General features: G+C 47.9%; 14 protein-coding genes. 7 read left to right on the top strand and 7 right to left on the bottom strand.

Annotation, left to right across the window (positions count from 1 at the left end; all coding sequences use genetic code 11):
• The first annotated feature begins 4 nt into the window (after positions 1–4).
• Entirely contained in the window at positions 5–760 is a 756-nt protein-coding gene (locus ACI955_RS08295) for a M48 family metallopeptidase (RefSeq protein ID WP_415243365.1), read from the top strand.
• Positions 761–764: 4 nt separating this feature from the next.
• Here the strand turns inward: ACI955_RS08295 and ACI955_RS08290 are convergent, their stop codons facing one another.
• Positions 765–1,451: a TetR/AcrR family transcriptional regulator gene (locus ACI955_RS08290; RefSeq protein WP_415243274.1), complete on the bottom strand. Its 687-nt coding sequence runs from the start codon at positions 1,449–1,451 to the stop codon at positions 765–767.
• A 111-nt stretch (positions 1,452–1,562) separates the two neighbouring features.
• Here ACI955_RS08290 and ACI955_RS08285 point away from each other — a divergent pair, with 111 nt between their 5' ends.
• A complete protein-coding gene (locus ACI955_RS08285; protein WP_415243273.1) occupies positions 1,563–3,215 on the top strand; it encodes a GMC oxidoreductase in 1,653 nt (550 codons plus the stop codon).
• On the opposite strand, the gene traF is transcribed toward ACI955_RS08285, so the two are convergent.
• Positions 3,193–4,326, bottom strand: a complete 1,134-nt coding sequence (gene traF / locus ACI955_RS08280; RefSeq protein ID WP_415243272.1) for a conjugal transfer protein TraF — start codon at positions 4,324–4,326, stop codon at positions 3,193–3,195. The genes ACI955_RS08285 and traF overlap by 23 nt on opposite strands.
• A 1,614-nt stretch (positions 4,327–5,940) precedes the next feature.
• Between traF and ACI955_RS08275 the strand changes: the two genes are divergently transcribed.
• The 3 genes from ACI955_RS08275 to ACI955_RS08265 all read left to right on the top strand — a co-directional run bounded on the left by ACI955_RS08275 (position 5,941) and on the right by ACI955_RS08265 (position 7,537).
• Positions 5,941–6,132 carry a hypothetical protein gene (locus ACI955_RS08275; RefSeq protein ID WP_415243271.1) on the top strand — a complete coding sequence of 64 codons (192 nt, stop codon included), beginning with the start codon at positions 5,941–5,943 and terminating at the stop codon, positions 6,130–6,132.
• Between the two features lie 147 nt (positions 6,133–6,279).
• A complete protein-coding gene (locus tag ACI955_RS08270) occupies positions 6,280–6,912 on the top strand; it encodes a cysteine hydrolase family protein (RefSeq protein ID WP_415243270.1) in 633 nt (210 codons plus the stop codon).
• Positions 6,905–7,537, top strand: a complete 633-nt coding sequence (locus ACI955_RS08265) for an isochorismatase family cysteine hydrolase (protein WP_415243269.1) — start codon at positions 6,905–6,907, stop codon at positions 7,535–7,537. Before ACI955_RS08270 ends, ACI955_RS08265 begins: the two co-directional genes overlap by 8 nt.
• 682 nt (positions 7,538–8,219) lie before the next feature.
• On the opposite strand, the gene ACI955_RS08260 is transcribed toward ACI955_RS08265, so the two are convergent.
• The 3 genes from ACI955_RS08260 to ACI955_RS08250 form a co-directional block, all read right to left on the bottom strand.
• On the bottom strand, positions 8,220–8,480 hold the full coding sequence (locus ACI955_RS08260; protein ID WP_415243268.1) for a hypothetical protein: 261 nt from the start codon (positions 8,478–8,480) through the stop codon (positions 8,220–8,222).
• Positions 8,474–9,088, bottom strand: a complete 615-nt coding sequence (locus tag ACI955_RS08255) for a sigma-70 family RNA polymerase sigma factor (protein ID WP_415243267.1) — start codon at positions 9,086–9,088, stop codon at positions 8,474–8,476. Before ACI955_RS08255 ends, ACI955_RS08260 begins: the two co-directional genes overlap by 7 nt.
• 91 nt (positions 9,089–9,179) lie before the next feature.
• On the bottom strand, positions 9,180–9,791 hold the full coding sequence (locus ACI955_RS08250) for a DoxX family protein (RefSeq protein ID WP_415243266.1): 612 nt from the start codon (positions 9,789–9,791) through the stop codon (positions 9,180–9,182).
• Between the two features lie 216 nt (positions 9,792–10,007).
• Between ACI955_RS08250 and ACI955_RS08245 the strand changes: the two genes are divergently transcribed.
• Together ACI955_RS08245 and ACI955_RS08240 are read left to right on the top strand one after the other, a co-directional pair.
• Positions 10,008–10,370: a hypothetical protein gene (locus ACI955_RS08245; protein ID WP_415243265.1), complete on the top strand. Its 363-nt coding sequence runs from the start codon at positions 10,008–10,010 to the stop codon at positions 10,368–10,370.
• 180 nt (positions 10,371–10,550) lie between these two features.
• Positions 10,551–11,435 (top strand): DMT family transporter, encoded by an 885-nt coding sequence (locus tag ACI955_RS08240; protein WP_415243264.1) that lies wholly within the window; start codon positions 10,551–10,553, stop codon positions 11,433–11,435.
• Positions 11,436–11,455: 20 nt separating this feature from the next.
• Here ACI955_RS08240 and ACI955_RS08235 read toward each other — a convergent pair whose 3' ends face one another.
• Positions 11,456–13,159 carry a BatD family protein gene (locus ACI955_RS08235; RefSeq protein WP_415243263.1) on the bottom strand — a complete coding sequence of 568 codons (1,704 nt, stop codon included), beginning with the start codon at positions 13,157–13,159 and terminating at the stop codon, positions 11,456–11,458.
• A gap of 37 nt (positions 13,160–13,196) precedes the next feature.
• Positions 13,197–14,700, bottom strand: a 1,504-nt coding sequence (locus tag ACI955_RS08230) for a tetratricopeptide repeat protein (protein ID WP_415243262.1), incomplete at its 5' end; no start/stop codon positions are given.

Genomic DNA, 14,700 nt, shown 5'->3' with positions numbered 1-14,700 from the left:
GGCTATGTTAAAAGCACTCAAGTCCAAACGTGTCACCGAGCTGCGCAGTCAGCAATATTTGCAGTGTCGCGATCAATCTATCGCCATCACTGTTATTCGCAGCCGCCGCCGGCGCCGCAAATTAAGTTTGCAGGTAGGGCGTTCTGGTGTGGTTTTACGCGCGCCTTTTGCTACTGTTGCCGCTGATATTGATAATATGCTCGCGCGCAACCGGGATTGGATCTACGATCGCCAGCAAATGCTGCTGGTGCAACAGGGTGAGGCGCTGCGTTACGAATCTGGCGAATATCACGACTACCTGGGGGAGTCGCTGGAACTGAGTGTGGTGGCTGGCAAGGGCCGTCCGCAGGCGCTGCTCGGCGATGGTTTACTCCATATTGGCGGTGAGATAAAAGATGCGGCGCAGATAAACCGAGTATTACAGCAATGGTATTTGCGACAGGCTGACCAGGTTTTCTCGACGCGATTGCAGTTTTGGGCTGAACAATTGCCGTGGGTAAAGAACGTGCCCGAGCTTAGACTAAGGCGTATGCGTTCGCGCTGGGGAAGTTGCTCGGCTGACGGCCGTATTTGTTTAAATACCCATTTGATCAAGGCCGACCAGCGCTGTATCGATTATGTGATTGTCCATGAGCTCTGCCACTTACAGGAGTTTAATCACAGCCCGCGATTTTACTCACTCATGACGGCGGCCATGCCCGACTGGCCGCAATACAAGGTGGAGCTAGAGGCTGTTGGCGCTCGCCTTGTGCGCGAATAGATATTTACCCGGAGGTCTTTGTCGCGCTGTAATTGGTGGCAGCTATAAATAAAAATAAGCTGCTCTCAATGACGTTTTCCAGCGGATCCCTGTAATTGTTTAATGCCCAGCGGCGGGCTATCTGCAATACCGCGCCGACTAGCCCCGCATACACCATACCTTCATCGGGTATGTCTGAAATATCTGCTAGCCCCAAGGATTCAGTTAGGGTCTGAATCAATACCGCAAAGTCTTCCATCGCCTCATAGTAGAGTTCATCGATAGCGTCGCTGACGCCTAAAATCTCGAATAATAAGAGGCGGCCAATGTCAGGATTCTGGTGAAGGGTGTCGAAAAAAGCTTTTAAGCCCGCGCGCGAAAATGCTTCAGTATTGCGCTCCGAATTCTCTACAGCGGCGAGCATCCGATTTTTTAAATAATGAGTCTGAACTTTGTAGACCTCTGCTAATAGCGCCTCGCGATTGACGAAGGACTCATAAAAGTACCTCTCGGTTAGGCCCGCTTCCGCGCAGATACTGCGAACACTGGCGGCGGCGTACCCATCGCTGCCTATGACGCTAAGGCCGGCGCTGAGTAATTGCTCGTAGCGTTCGTTGCGGCGCTGATCTCCGCTAATACCACGGTATAGGCGCGGCTTCTGGGGGGGCTCAGCGGTAGGCGTGGCGTTAGTCTCATTTATTAATTTAGGCATTTATAAATTTTGACATGAGTTAATGTCAGATGTAAAGTGACATGATGTGTTGTCAAATTTAATTGTTGCGGTTCATCGCTGTGATACTTGTTGTAAAAGGTGTGCGTGAACGTGGAATACGATGTTGATTACTTGGTAGTGGGCTCTGGTTTTGGCGGTTCGGTGTCTGCATATCGGCTGAGACAAAAAGGCTATAGCGTTGCCGTGATGGAAATGGGTAAGCGCTGGAGTGCGGAAACATATCCACCTTCTAACTGGCATTTTCATCGCTGGTTGTGGCGGCCGATGTTGGGGCTAAAGGGCTTCTTCAATATCAGATGGTTTAAGCATGTACTGGTGTTGCACGGCAACGCCGTGGGCGGTGGCTCAATCACGTATGCAAACACCTTGTTGATCCCTAAGCCTGAGATATGGCAGCAGGGCAGCTGGGCGGGGTTAAAGGATTGGGACGCAGAGATGCCTGCCCATTACGCTACCGCGCAGAAAATGCTGGGGGTGACAGAGAATCGTATTTTGGGGCCAGCAGATTACATTTTACAAGAGGCAGCCGAGGACTGGGGCTGTGGCGATACGTTTTATAAAACCCAGGTCGGGGTATTTTTTGGTGACGAGGGTGATACGCCCGGAAAGTCATATCCTGACCCCTATTTTGATGGTGAAGGCCCAGATCGCAATAGCTGTATAGGCTGTGGCGGTTGTATGGTGGGCTGTCGCCATAATGCCAAAAACAGTCTCGATAAAAATTATCTCTACCTAGCTGAAAAGCAGGGAGCAGAGGTTTTTGCTGAGACCCGTGTGGTCGATGTTGTGCCTCTCAATGGCAAGGCAGACGGCGAGGATGGCTACGAGGTCACCACCGTTAGCAGCACCTCTATACTGTTTCGCAATAAACGCCGCTGGCGGGTAAAAGCGGTTGTATTCGCGGCTTCTTCGTTGGGAACCCAAGATCTGCTTTTTAAACTGCGGGACAAAAAGTCGCTGCCAAATATATCTCAGCAATTGGGACGCCGGGTTAGAACAAATGCCGAATCGCTGATCGGTGTGCGCTTGCCTGAGGTGGATAATATGGATGAGGGCATTGCGATTGGTTCAGGTATTTACCTCGACGATAACACCCACATTGAAGCCACGCGATATCCTCGCGGTTCTGATGCGATGGGGCTGTTAGTAACGGCAATGATTCGCGGCAAGACAGATTGGCGGCGTATCTTTAATTGGCTGTATACCATGCTCCGCCTGTTGGTCAGTAACCCTAAGCAGGCGCTCGGCTCTATGGTCCCCTTTGGCTTGGCACGACACACTATAATCATGCTGTGTATGCAAACTTTGGATGGGCATATAGACATGCTCTACAAGCGTCGCTGGTACTGGCCGTTTAGTAAGCGCATGGTCAGTTTTGGCCCTAAGATTCCCGCCCATATTCCCGAGGCTAGCGAGTTCGCCTTAAAGGCCGCGCGACGCTTAGGCGGTATGGCGGGTAGTTTGATAACCGAAGTGTTGTTTAATATTCCGGCCACGGCCCATTGTATGGGTGGCGCGGGTATGGGGCGCAGCGCGGATGACGGTGTGGTCGATATGCAAAGCCGGGTGTTTGGCTACAAGAATATGTTGGTCTGTGACGGCTCCACTCTGTCATCCAACCTAGGCGTTAATCCCTCGCTGACGATCACCGCCGTAAGCGAGCACGCCATGGCGTATATTCCCGCCAAGCACGTTCAAGTCGAGGCGGACGTGATAGCGTCTACAGCGGCAGTTGCAGGCTAGCTCCACCACCAAATTCGCGAGTCCCGGCATAGCTAAATTGGGCCTCTATTCTGAGCTGCTCACCCAGGCGGTAGCGCAGACCAGCGGTGGGCAGATCGGAGTCGGTGTCGCTGTCTAGCCATTGATAGCCTAGTAACAGGTCCATTTTAGCGCTCAAGGCTAGCAAGCTGCTGAGTTCGTAGGTCTTGCGGGACGTTAGTTCTCCAAAGCCTTTTTCAGGCGTAATATCGACATCTAGGCGCAGGCTGCCCCAGTTAGCGGTGTAATTTATGTTGGTCGATATATGGCTGCGCTGTTGGTAGCGTGTGCCCTCGGGGCCGATCATTTCTTGTTGGTAAATATCTCTCAGCTCCAAGCCTACTACCCACTGTTTAATTTGATGTTCAATGCCGATATCGGCATTAAGCTGAATATAGTTTTTTACATCCCGGGTGCGGTCAAACAGCTTTTCCTCGTCATAATCGGCAATAGAAATACGGCGCTCAATAACACTGATGTTCTGAATCTTTGCGGTAACGCCAATGCGAGTGTTGGGCATACTGACATTGGTGTAGCGGTAGTTGAGTCCTAGATAGTTTGTCCACAGAGCGTATACGTCTATGGAAGACTGTAGTTCGCCAACGCTAACTAGCCCCAGTGCGGCGGCAAAGCGCAGCCGAGTCGCATCGTCTTCATCGTAGAAAAATCGACCGCTGCCGTTAAATTCCGCGCCCCCCACCACAATCCAGTTTTTATTTTTGCTAAGCAAAGCAAAATGACCGCCGGCGGCAAAGCTGACTTTATCATCGGCGGCATTTTCTAATTCATTTACCAGCGCATTTTCATCGCCGGGGATAAGGAGTATGCCCCGAGACCGACCTTCCAGCGCGGTTCCTTCCTTATTAATTTTTTTTAAATTATCTAATAAATTGTCGTTGTCATTCACAAAACCGTAGCCATCTCCCTGCACGGTAGTATCCGCTTCGAGGTTGATTGCGGGGAAAGCGGCAGAGCGGCTATGTATTGCGCTCAGACGGTTATCGCTTGGTGTGTCGGCGACAGCAGTGACAGATATTGTTAGCAGGCCAGTAAACAATAATTGTTTTACTCTGAGGTATGTCAATAATTGCAAGTGTCTATTCATCCTGTCGGAAATATTATGGGCTATTGTCGCGATCATTTAGACTTTTAACCAGAATAATGGAGCAGCGAACTGGCGGCAAGGATATTACTGAGTTTATGAAGTATCTTTGGAATATTTTTTACGATCTACTCGTACGTTAGCGAAGATGGTGCCTAGTAAGGCGCGATGTGCTCCATGAAAATTTATTAAATCATTGTTTTTATTAAAATATCCCTGAGTTAGCGCACCTATCTGCGTTTATTGGAGTGCTGCCAGCGCTGCGCGTCCTTGCCCCTAGTGGTGGTGAAAGCGACTGCTTATGAGAATGAGGGCGCCATGCCCAGTTGCACATGAGAATGGTAGCTAATAGAGGAAAACAGTGGGAGCTTGAACTTTAAATAGTCTTAGGTCATTAGACGCGGGCTTGTCAGCCAATATTCTAAGTGAACGGAGTACCATTTCACCCGGGCAGTTGGGCCTGCAATGCCGCCGGTGATTGCAATCTCATCTCTTGGTGCCAGCCAAAGCATTCATGGATTAAAGATTGTATGAACTAAGGCTTAAATGACTTAAGCCCTGAGTTTAATCACCCGCGCAATTGATTCTAATGAAAACTGGGTTAAATAAATTTAGCGGGTGCTGACAACGTCCCATCGAAGTAGGGGCGCAATCGCCACCTCCTCCCTAGAATAAGCAAGACTTAGTAACACAAAGTAGCCAAGGAAGGCGGCATCAGACCATGAAAATATTGATGAGCTAATGTTGGAAACGCGCAACCAATTAAGGCTACCCAATACTTTATTCCTTCCAGGCCCTGGGAAAGCAATATATATATCGGACCCCAATCGGCTCTAGCCCAACAGTCAACGCCATTAATACTCAAAACTTTAGATCAAATAATAGGATCCATCTTGTCAATAAAATCAAGCAGCGCCCGATGAGATTCAGAAACTAAAGGTCGAGCTCAAGCGTGCTACCGAGGTGCGCGACATTGTAAAGGAAGCCAGACCAGAGCATGCGGCATCAAAAGCTAGTACGAAAGGCTCTTGTGTCACATTAGCGATCAGTCGTTGAAAAGCTATCAACCTCCTATTCAGCAGCATTGGGCTCACTAATTCTAATGGAACTCACTTAAGTAATTGATTTTAATTGAGAAGGGATTATGCTCAGTGCTAAGGGATTTCACATAAAATGCAGGATGCACACAAATGAAAAAATCATCTCAGACTTACTATCACCCTGATTTAAATAGAATTATCCTGCTTAATCACCTCAAAAATTAGACTCGCGATGCACACGAGTTACAAAGCGCAACGCATTTGAATTTACTGTTATGTTTATCTTATAGAATGGAGTCATATCAAACATGGATTATATAATTGAAAATATGTACCCCATATTAGGATCGATACTATTGGCGTTTTTTCTGCATGGCTTGGTTGTCGAACATATCTCAAAACAAGAAAAATAAGTGCTGCTGATAAATTCAAATCATCAATATTAAATGAATTGCACGATCTGTACCCTGAAGGAGTACAAACTAAAAATGGGAATGAAGTTAAAGCGATTCTTCGGTTAAAACACAGTAAGCTTTAATCAATCGTTATTGAATACGGTGAGTTTTTGAAAAGCGCTGACGCTCTAAAAAAAGTATGGTATGAATTTTCTGGTGTTGGCGAACTGAGAGATGTCGGTAAAGAAGCAAAATATAATCATTATTCTTTTGCAGCTTTAACAGACGGGACTCCTTTCTCTAAAGACCCTAAAGCACTTTTTATAGCCAACGTTAATGAATTATTGGCTTGTGCAAAATAAACATAATAAGAAATTAAAAAAGGACAAAAATAGTTAGCCAACAATTTTTTTCCTGTTACCTAGGCGTTATAAGTAAATTCATATATTTCAGATTCTGAATAGAATTTATATATTTAGAGCTTAATTTAATCAAGAGCGAAAGAAGTCATGAGTATTTATCCCGATAATCAAACGGCTATTTTACTAGTTGATCCTTATAAGGATTTTCTCTCTTCACGCGGACAAGCTTGGCCCTTGTTGCGCACTGTTGCTAAACAAGTGAATCTGATAGAGAATCTAAAAAATCTCATAAAAACTGGCCGTGATCAGGGACTACCGATTTTTTATGCAATGCATCTTAAATACCGCCCGGGCAATTATAATGACCTTAAATACCTGTCACCGTCGCAAGCAGGAATAAAGTTTGCGAAAACATTCAAAGCTGATTCATTTGGCAGTGAATTTCACCCTGATTTTGTTCCGGAATCTGAAGATGTCATTGCCAGTGAACATGCATGTACCAGTGGTTTTGGCGATACTGATTTACACGAAAAGCTACAGGAAAAAGGTATTAGCCACCTGATTATAGTGGGTCTGTTATCTAATACTTGTATCGAATCGACCGCTCGAAGTGCTGTGGATCTTAATTATCACGTTACACTTGTAACCGATGCCGTAGCCTCTTGGACCCCAAAGGATCATCAGGCCGCTGTAGAGTTTAGCTACCCTCATATTGGTCATATTGTAACTACCACCGAAAAACTCATTCGCACTTTAGCGCAGGAGTCTCAATATGCTTAATCGAATCCTAAATAGCATCATACTAATGATTGCTAAATATCAAATGAGAAAATATAAGCAATATCCGGTCAGTAGCACGGCGGTGGTTTTGGTCAACGTACAAAACGCATTTCTAACATCCCCCCTAGAACTGATAACGAAGCTGGAAAACCTAATTACATTTGCTCGCCAGCACGGCTTTCAAGTCATCTACGCCCCATACGGATCAAATGCCGACAACCCATTTCCCACGCCCGCGCAATCACAAATGCAACAGCAGCTTACGGCCACAAAGAATGGATTCGATGTGCCAGAAAAGCTGGCTCTACAAGACAGTGATGTTGTAATTCAATCAAGGAACAAACTGAGCGCCTTTGTCGAAACCAACCTAAACTCACACTTAAAAAACACAGGTATCGAACATCTTATTTTCGCTGGGCCACTCGCTAATATCACTTTAGATTCCAGCGCCAGAGATGGCGTAGAATTAGGCTACCACGTGACAATTATTAGCGACTGCACGTCTGCCGCTACAATACAGGAGAAGCAATTTTCAACTCAAGTAACCTTTCCTCGCTTTGTTCAAACAGTGGTTAACTTATCTGACTTTCAAAGGTTAGCGCTTATAACAAGGCCATCAATCTGACCGCCTTATGTTGCGCTCGAGGCGGCAAATTATGGTCGCGTTAACGTCGTATATAAATCTTCGACTTTCATCGGATTACGTATTTTTGACTGTCCGCTTATTATAATAGCAATCAGTCGTCGTTTCCGCGTCGTCAAGACAAGTGAACAAGAGAGTACGTCCGATTACTCCCCGTTAGTACCCGATTTTAGAATAATTTTTCACCTAAAAGTGGTAAATTTCCGATCTTTTCACCCACAGAACAGCATTCCGGTACTGAGTGTCTATGACACTAGGTATCTTGTTGATTTAACCGGATTTTGAAAATTACTAGCAGCGCTGCAGCAAAGGGGAGGATTCTCAACTGTATTGCCTGTGGAATTGTTTGGCGATAATCACCGACCGCTGCAACCCGCAAAGGCGCTGCGTTTGCGTTCTCAAGAAATTCAATTTTTACCAGTGGTGGTGCAGCGCGAGCTTCTTGATAGCGTGAGGATACCAGAGCGCTGTTAACGAGACTGATGTCGAATATATTGGATAAGGCGATTAAAATTAGTCGCTTAACTGATGCCGACAGTGGTGATGTCTGGTTTTATACTCGTGATAATGACTCGGGTGCTACCTTGGAGTATATCTGCCAGCGGCCTAGGTTCCGTTGCCTGTGTTCGAGCTGCGGTCAATGACCGCAGTCAGAAAACTAAGCTTACTGGTTTCCCGGCTTATTTTCGCTTACCGGTGGTTGAATAATACGTGTATATATTCTGTCAGTTACCGCTGGATCGCTGCGCCAAAGTTTCTCAGCGATTTTTGCACCGGTTTGACGGCTGCGGTCAAGATGACGACTAAAGCGTCTGCAGTGATGACAAATCATTAGGTGAAAACCAATCTCAAGACGCTTCCAGCCTGTATGCTGGTGGTCGATATGGCCGCTGGCAAGATCGGTGAACTGCTTACAATTTAGCATTCTCCGGTCTCCTGATAATGGTTTATGATTTTCATAAGTTGCAATCGCGCACGGTGCAGAATTACCCTAACATTTGCCTCAGTAAGCGAGAGTAACTCGGCTATTTCTTCCAAATTACTTTGCTCAACGTCCCGCAGTAAAAATACTGCTTTTTGATTTTCAGGCAATACCGTTAAGGTATGTTCGATGCAGAGCCGTAATTGGTCCTCCTGCAGCATAAGCTCGGGTGTATTTATATCCCAATGCGATGGTGGGTTTGCCCAATGGCCTTTGTCATCAAAACTACTGGGGTCGACCTCCGGTCGCACTTCATCAATGTCGCCAAAGCTAATGTGACGTTTTTCTTTGCGCAATCTCGATTTGGCTTCGTTGCTCACTATCTGAATCATCCACGTAGACAAGCTAGAGCGGCCTTCAAATTTGCCGATCGCCTTGTAGATTGAGCTCCACGCTTCCTGTGTAACATCCTCAGCAAACACGTCGCCGGCAATTGCTCTCGCCACTATCAGCAGCCTAGGGTGATAGGTGCTGATAAGGTATTTAAAGGCATTATTATCTCCGGTTTTAAGGCGGCTGAGAAGCTCATGATCGTCGACGGACACAGACACGGGTAAATCCAAAATAAGATTAAGTCGCTAGTGTGTCTGATCCTCCCGCCCACAGGCAACTACTCACTGCATTACGGTATAAATTTGTGACTTATTTGGCAGTCGGTAATGCCCGGCCTAGCCAGTAATCAGCACTGACATAACGACCGCCGCCCATGACGATCAAGGCCAAAAGCATAATTAAGTAAGTGACTGAAAACTCAATACCATTATTTAACACCACAACATTTCCGCTGGAGGTCAGCCAGTCATAATTGCCATGGGTTTCAAGTATTGAGCGAGCGGCGGCGAGTTTGTCGACAGAGTCGGCCACGCGCTCATTGGCAAAGGGTGCGCTAGCGTCAGCAATGGCTTGCCAGCCGTTACTCCAGTGCACCGTTCTAGCCGCGACAAGCATCGTCACGGCCAAGGGAACTGAGATCCAGCGAGTCGCAAAGCCTACCAGCAATAATGCTGCACCACCGACTTCCGCGGCGGTAGCTAAAAAGGCCATCACATAGGGAAAGGGAAGCCCAAGGCCCCAATCGCTATTGCCAAACCACGCCGCAGTGTCAGTGAAATGCAACATTTTACTGCTGCCCGCCATCCAGAATACCGGCACTAAGTACAGCCTTAGTGCCAGCGAAGGTAGGCCCTCGAAGGGTATTAGCAGTCTGCCAATAGCCGCTTGTAAGTCTCTAATTTTATTGAACACATCTATCATGGGGCTTGCTCCGTACAGTTTGCCGGTGCGTGCTAGCGGTAAGCAATTTAGGTTTATGCTTGTAAGACGAGGGGCGGCAGAGCTTGTTACAAATGCTCGAGAATAAATTTATTTTTCGCTATGTGTAACAGTTTGTGGTGGCGTTGGTCTTATGGCTAGCGTTGCAATGATGCGATTAATGAACTCTTTTAATTTAATGACTAAGGTGATGACTCAATGAAAAATACTGCGATGACGGCATTCGGTGCGGCCATATTAGCGTCTTCAATGGCCTCTGTGGCCGTTGCAGATACCAACCCTTTTGCAGCAAAAGTAATGAGCAGCGGTTATCAGTTAGCTGATTACGGAAAAGATGCAGAAGGCAAATGTGGTGAAGCAAAATGTGGTGCAGAGAAGAAAGCAGCTGAAGCAAAGTGTGGTGAGGCCAAGTGCGGTGCCGATAAAAAATCAGCTGAAGCAAAATGTGGGGCGGACAAATCAGCATCTGAGGCCAAGTGCGGCGCTGAAAAGATGGCCTCTGATAAGATGGCCTCTGAAGGTAAATGTGGCGAGGCAAAATGCGGCGCTGACAAGAAGTAATCCTTAGTTCTGATAAAATCCCCACCTCTTTGCGATAGCGCAGGGGTGGGGATTTCCTCTCAGTATTCTTCTAATTCCTGGCTATTTACTGGCCAATGTCCATACGGCTCATTATAGTGTGACGGCGCTCTAGCTGCGATCGCGGTAGCTCGACGTTTAATCATGATAAGAGACCTTGTTTTGCCATTAACTCTTGAAAAAAAGCAATTACTGACCGGATTGACGCTGTCTTTGATGACTGTGTTTTTTTCCAGTACGGTTGCCGCCGTAGGTAAGCATACTTCTCAGGAAGTCCACGTCTCTGCCATCGTGTTGGTGCAGTATGGTATTAGCTTTCTGTTCGCCCTACCCATGGTGTTGCGCGCGGGTCGCTCAGGTCTAGCTACGTCGCGTCCCGGCCTGCATCTAATCAGAGGGGTCAGCGGCTGCGCGTGTTTTTATTTGTTCTATCTCGCTCTTAGTAAAATTTCCCTAGTCGAAGCAACATTATTGCGTTCTTCGGCGCCTTTGATGGTGCCTCTGGTAATCTACCTTTGGTATAGCCAAGGTGTTCGCAAGGAAACATGGCTACCGCTGGTGGTCGGATTTCTGGGCGTGATACTGGTGCTTAAGCCGGGCTTTGCCGGTCTAAGTTTATGGCATTTGTTGGCTTTGCTGTCTGGCCTCGGTTTGGCCGTGTCTATGGTTAGTACGCGTGCTCTGGCGCAACACGAACCGCAAAATAGAATTTTATTTTATTACTTTAGTATTTCCCTGCTGGTTAGCCTACCGTTCTTTCTTTGGCATTATCAGCCTATTCCCATCTCGGCTTGGCCGGGTTTGCTATATATGGGCGTGGCGATTTATCTGAGTTTTGTCATGTATACCATGGCGTATCGTTATGTCTCGGCGGCGGTGCTGGCTCCGATTAGCTATTTTGGGGTGGTATTTAGTGGCCTACTGGACTGGTTAATTTGGGATCATATCCCGGATACGTTAACGCTGACCGGTATCGCCTTTGTAGTAATGGGCGGGGTCTTAGTCGTTAGGCACAAACAGCTGCCAGCACCGAGTTCACCGGGCTAGCGTTGCGCTGCCTGCGCCGATTAGTCTTGATATAGCGGCGCTAGTGCGGAGTGCGGACCCCGCTTGGCTTTGGCGGCTTCGCGTTCTTCCTTGAGTATTACGAGGATGGCGTTGGCGTCAATGTTGATGTCCTGCCCAGAGAATAAATGCGCATCCAGTTGTTGGCAGAAATCGCTGATTTTAGGTATTGCTTTACCCAGCGCATTTAGGGTCATCGCTCGTTTAAAGTGGCATCCTCCCCAGTGTGTTAAAGCATGACGTAATTGACGGTGATCGACCTCCGCCTTTACGCTTTTTACCAATAACTTAAACGCCTTGTCCTCACTGTTATAAGTGTCTTCTGATGGCACTGTTGCGCTGGGGGCGCGCTGTCTGCCGCGCCACCACACAAAGGCAAAGCCAATATTACTGAGCGATAATATCGCAATAACTAGCCAAATAAATGGCTTGCTAGCGGGGGGCTCAATATCGCTAGGGGTATTATTATTTGAATTTGCAGTCCCATTCTCTGGACGTGAATCCATAGCGCTGACCTGACTATTGTCAAAACTGGCAATGGCGGGAGCAACGATAAACTTGCGCTCGGCAAGGACGGCGAATTCGGTTCTGTTGAAGTACGTATTCCACCATGCAATACGCACTTCAGGGAGTACAAACTCGCCAGCGCGGGTGGGGATAACCGCCAGAGATTCACTGCGAATACCTGTCCATCTTGATTTATCTTCGCTTTTTTCAATCTTAGCTTGATCTGGGTAAAGCTTGGCATTCTTTAAATCAATAATTGGCAGTGCGGGAAGCTGCGAACCCAAAAGACCGTCCGCTTTGATGTTGATTGTACGTGTTATGGAATCGCCGACTTTAAGGGTGTCTGGATTTTTACTCCAGGTTTCTTCCAGCACTACTTCTCTAGCAGGCAGAAATACCGAACCGTTGAATTCTGCGGGGGGTGGAGACACTTTTACGCGATGTGAGCCACTGCGTTTCACCACTAATCTGCCGGGGTCGAGCATCGACGGGCGATAGCCTTCAACGCGGGCTTGTAGGGTAAGTGCTGGAATAGTGAGTGTGCCGCTGGTTTGCGGGTAGATTGCGTAGCGCCGCTCAATGACTTGAAAATAACGGCCGTTAATCAAGGTTTGATAGCGCTCTTCGCCGCGGGCTTCGATAACCGCATTGCCAACCTCGGGGGCCTCCAGAGATGCGTCGAGAATATTCACCGAGGTAAATATTTTTACCGTGTACTGCAGTTCTTGTTGCACATAGGCGTCACGCGGGGTGATATCGGATTCTAAATAAATGCTTTCGTTGCCAGCTTGCCGTGTGTCGGTCGCTTCGCTTACGGTAATGGTTATGGGGCGGGTAGTATATTTACCCATCGGCAGAGCGGGAATAGTGAGCGTGCCTTCACGCTTAGCAACTAGGGTGTAATCCCATTGGCGGCTGCTGTTAACTTTGCCATTGACGATATTGGTGCGACTACTTTGTTGACGATTAATAATATGGAAGTCTTTTTCCAGCGCAGTCACGTCAGGTTCGCCGGAAAACAAAATACTGTCTGCGGTTAGTGACAAGCTAAAGGTCTCTTCGCTTGAAACCTGATTGCGGTCGACGCTGGCGCGAACATTGGTGTCAGCGTGGGCGGTGCTTATCTGGCACAGTAATAAAGCCAATAAAGCCAATACTGTGGTGTAGTGTGTGAATACACTATGGGTTTTGTTTAGCATAATAGCGTTCCTGGGACGTATGCGGTGTGCGCTCAGATTAATAGGGTGCATAGTCTTCGTTGTTACCTTGCTGTTCACCGCGCTGCTGACGATCCAAATGTTGGTAGCGGAATTTATTGCGCAGCAGGTTGCCTGGATTGTCGGGAATATTACGCAGCCACTGTTCTCGGGCTTGCTCTTCTTCACTAAGTGGTTCGTCGCTGGCAATAGCTGCACTCGCTTGTTCAGCTGGTTTATCCTCGCCACCTTCCGCTTGCTTAGCGGCCAGCGCTTTTTGGACTGCATCGTTTTGCTCTGCGGCTTGACGGGCATAATCTTCCGCTAATTTTGCATCACGTTGTTCAGCTGCCTCGCGTTCGGCTTGCGACTGCTCGTTTTGTTGTTCGTTATTATTCTGCTCACTCTGATCTTGCTCAGTGTCGTTTTGTTCAGATTGACCTTGCTGCTCGTCGCTCAGTTGCTTATCACTCGCAGGGGCATCTGACTCTTGCTCAGAATCTGCGGGGTCTTGGCTTTGCGACTTGTCTTGTGAGTCGTCTTGCGGTGATGACGGTTTCTGATCGTCAGAGCTTTGCGATTGCTCGCCAGATTCGGAATTTTCAGAATTTTGGTTTTGCTGGCTTTCATCGCCTTGCGAATCTTGTTTGTTGTCTTGGGACTGTCCGTCTTGAGATTGCTCTTGGTTTTTATTTTCCTTCATATCTTCAATGATTTTTTTATTACTCTTTGCATCACTTAGGGAAGGATCTTTCTCCAGTGCGGACTGGTAGGCGGCGATGGCCTCGTCAAGTTTACCTGCTTTGGCCAGTGCGTTGCCGCGATTATAGTGGGCGTCGGCGGTATCAAATTGAGCGTAATTCTCCGCCGCAGTAGCGAAGTCACCGGCGCGATATTGTGCGCTGGCTTTCCACATCGGGTCTTCAAACTTTTCAGCCGCAGCGTTAGGGTCTGAGTCTAGCAGTGCGGCAGCTTGTTGATCTGGTGTTTGCCAAAGATCCTTAAACTCAAATGCGTTTGCCTTGCTGGGTAGTGTGACGAGTAGCGCTGGCAGTAACAGTGGCACTAGACCCGCGAGCCAGCTTTTGCGAAAACCGAGCAGGGCGAATGGAAGCAGCAATAACACCAGCCATGGCCCAGCGTCTTTCCATTGGTCGTAATTGCGCTCAGCGCGTGATTCCGATTCTTTGTCATTCACACTTGAGATGGTGTCGACAGACAGTGCGTTTATATCGCTATCGTCCAGGCTCAGCTCACGGTATATACCGCCGCCGGCAGCGGCAAGGTTTTGCAGCTCATCTACGGTGAGCGCCGGGACAATAATATTGCCATTATTGTCCCGCGCAAAGCCGCCATCAGGTAAGGGGATCGGCGCGCCGTCGGACGTCCCCACCGCGAGTACCGAAAGCGGGTAGTCGCTGTCGCTAATAAAGTCCCTTAAGCCACTAAGTTGCCGAGGGGTAACGCCGTCGCTGATTAGCAAAATACTGCCATTGCCGCCGCTGCGATCCAGTAAGTCTTTGGCTAGGCTAAGACCGGCTAAG

This window comes from Zhongshania sp., from assembly GCF_047636175.1.
Taxonomy (GTDB): Bacteria; Pseudomonadota; Gammaproteobacteria; order Pseudomonadales; family Spongiibacteraceae; genus Spongiibacter.
This window is presented reverse-complemented; position numbering and strand designations above follow the sequence as displayed.

Bases quoted from the DNA above. Each gene is read 5' to 3' on its own strand.
- ACI955_RS08295 (WP_415243365.1), top strand. From the start codon at position 5: ATGTTAAAAGCACTCAAGTCCAAACGTGTCACCGAGCTGCGCAGTCAG.
- ACI955_RS08290 (WP_415243274.1), bottom strand. From the start codon at position 1,451: ATGCCTAAATTAATAAATGAGACTAACGCCACGCCTACCGCTGAGCCC.
- ACI955_RS08270 (WP_415243270.1), top strand. From the start codon at position 6,280: ATGAGTATTTATCCCGATAATCAAACGGCTATTTTACTAGTTGATCCT.
- ACI955_RS08265 (WP_415243269.1), top strand. From the start codon at position 6,905: ATGCTTAATCGAATCCTAAATAGCATCATACTAATGATTGCTAAATAT.
- ACI955_RS08260 (WP_415243268.1), bottom strand. From the start codon at position 8,480: ATGCTAAATTGTAAGCAGTTCACCGATCTTGCCAGCGGCCATATCGAC.
- ACI955_RS08250 (WP_415243266.1), bottom strand. From the start codon at position 9,791: ATGATAGATGTGTTCAATAAAATTAGAGACTTACAAGCGGCTATTGGC.
- ACI955_RS08245 (WP_415243265.1), top strand. From the start codon at position 10,008: ATGAAAAATACTGCGATGACGGCATTCGGTGCGGCCATATTAGCGTCT.
- ACI955_RS08235 (WP_415243263.1), bottom strand. From the start codon at position 13,159: ATGCTAAACAAAACCCATAGTGTATTCACACACTACACCACAGTATTG.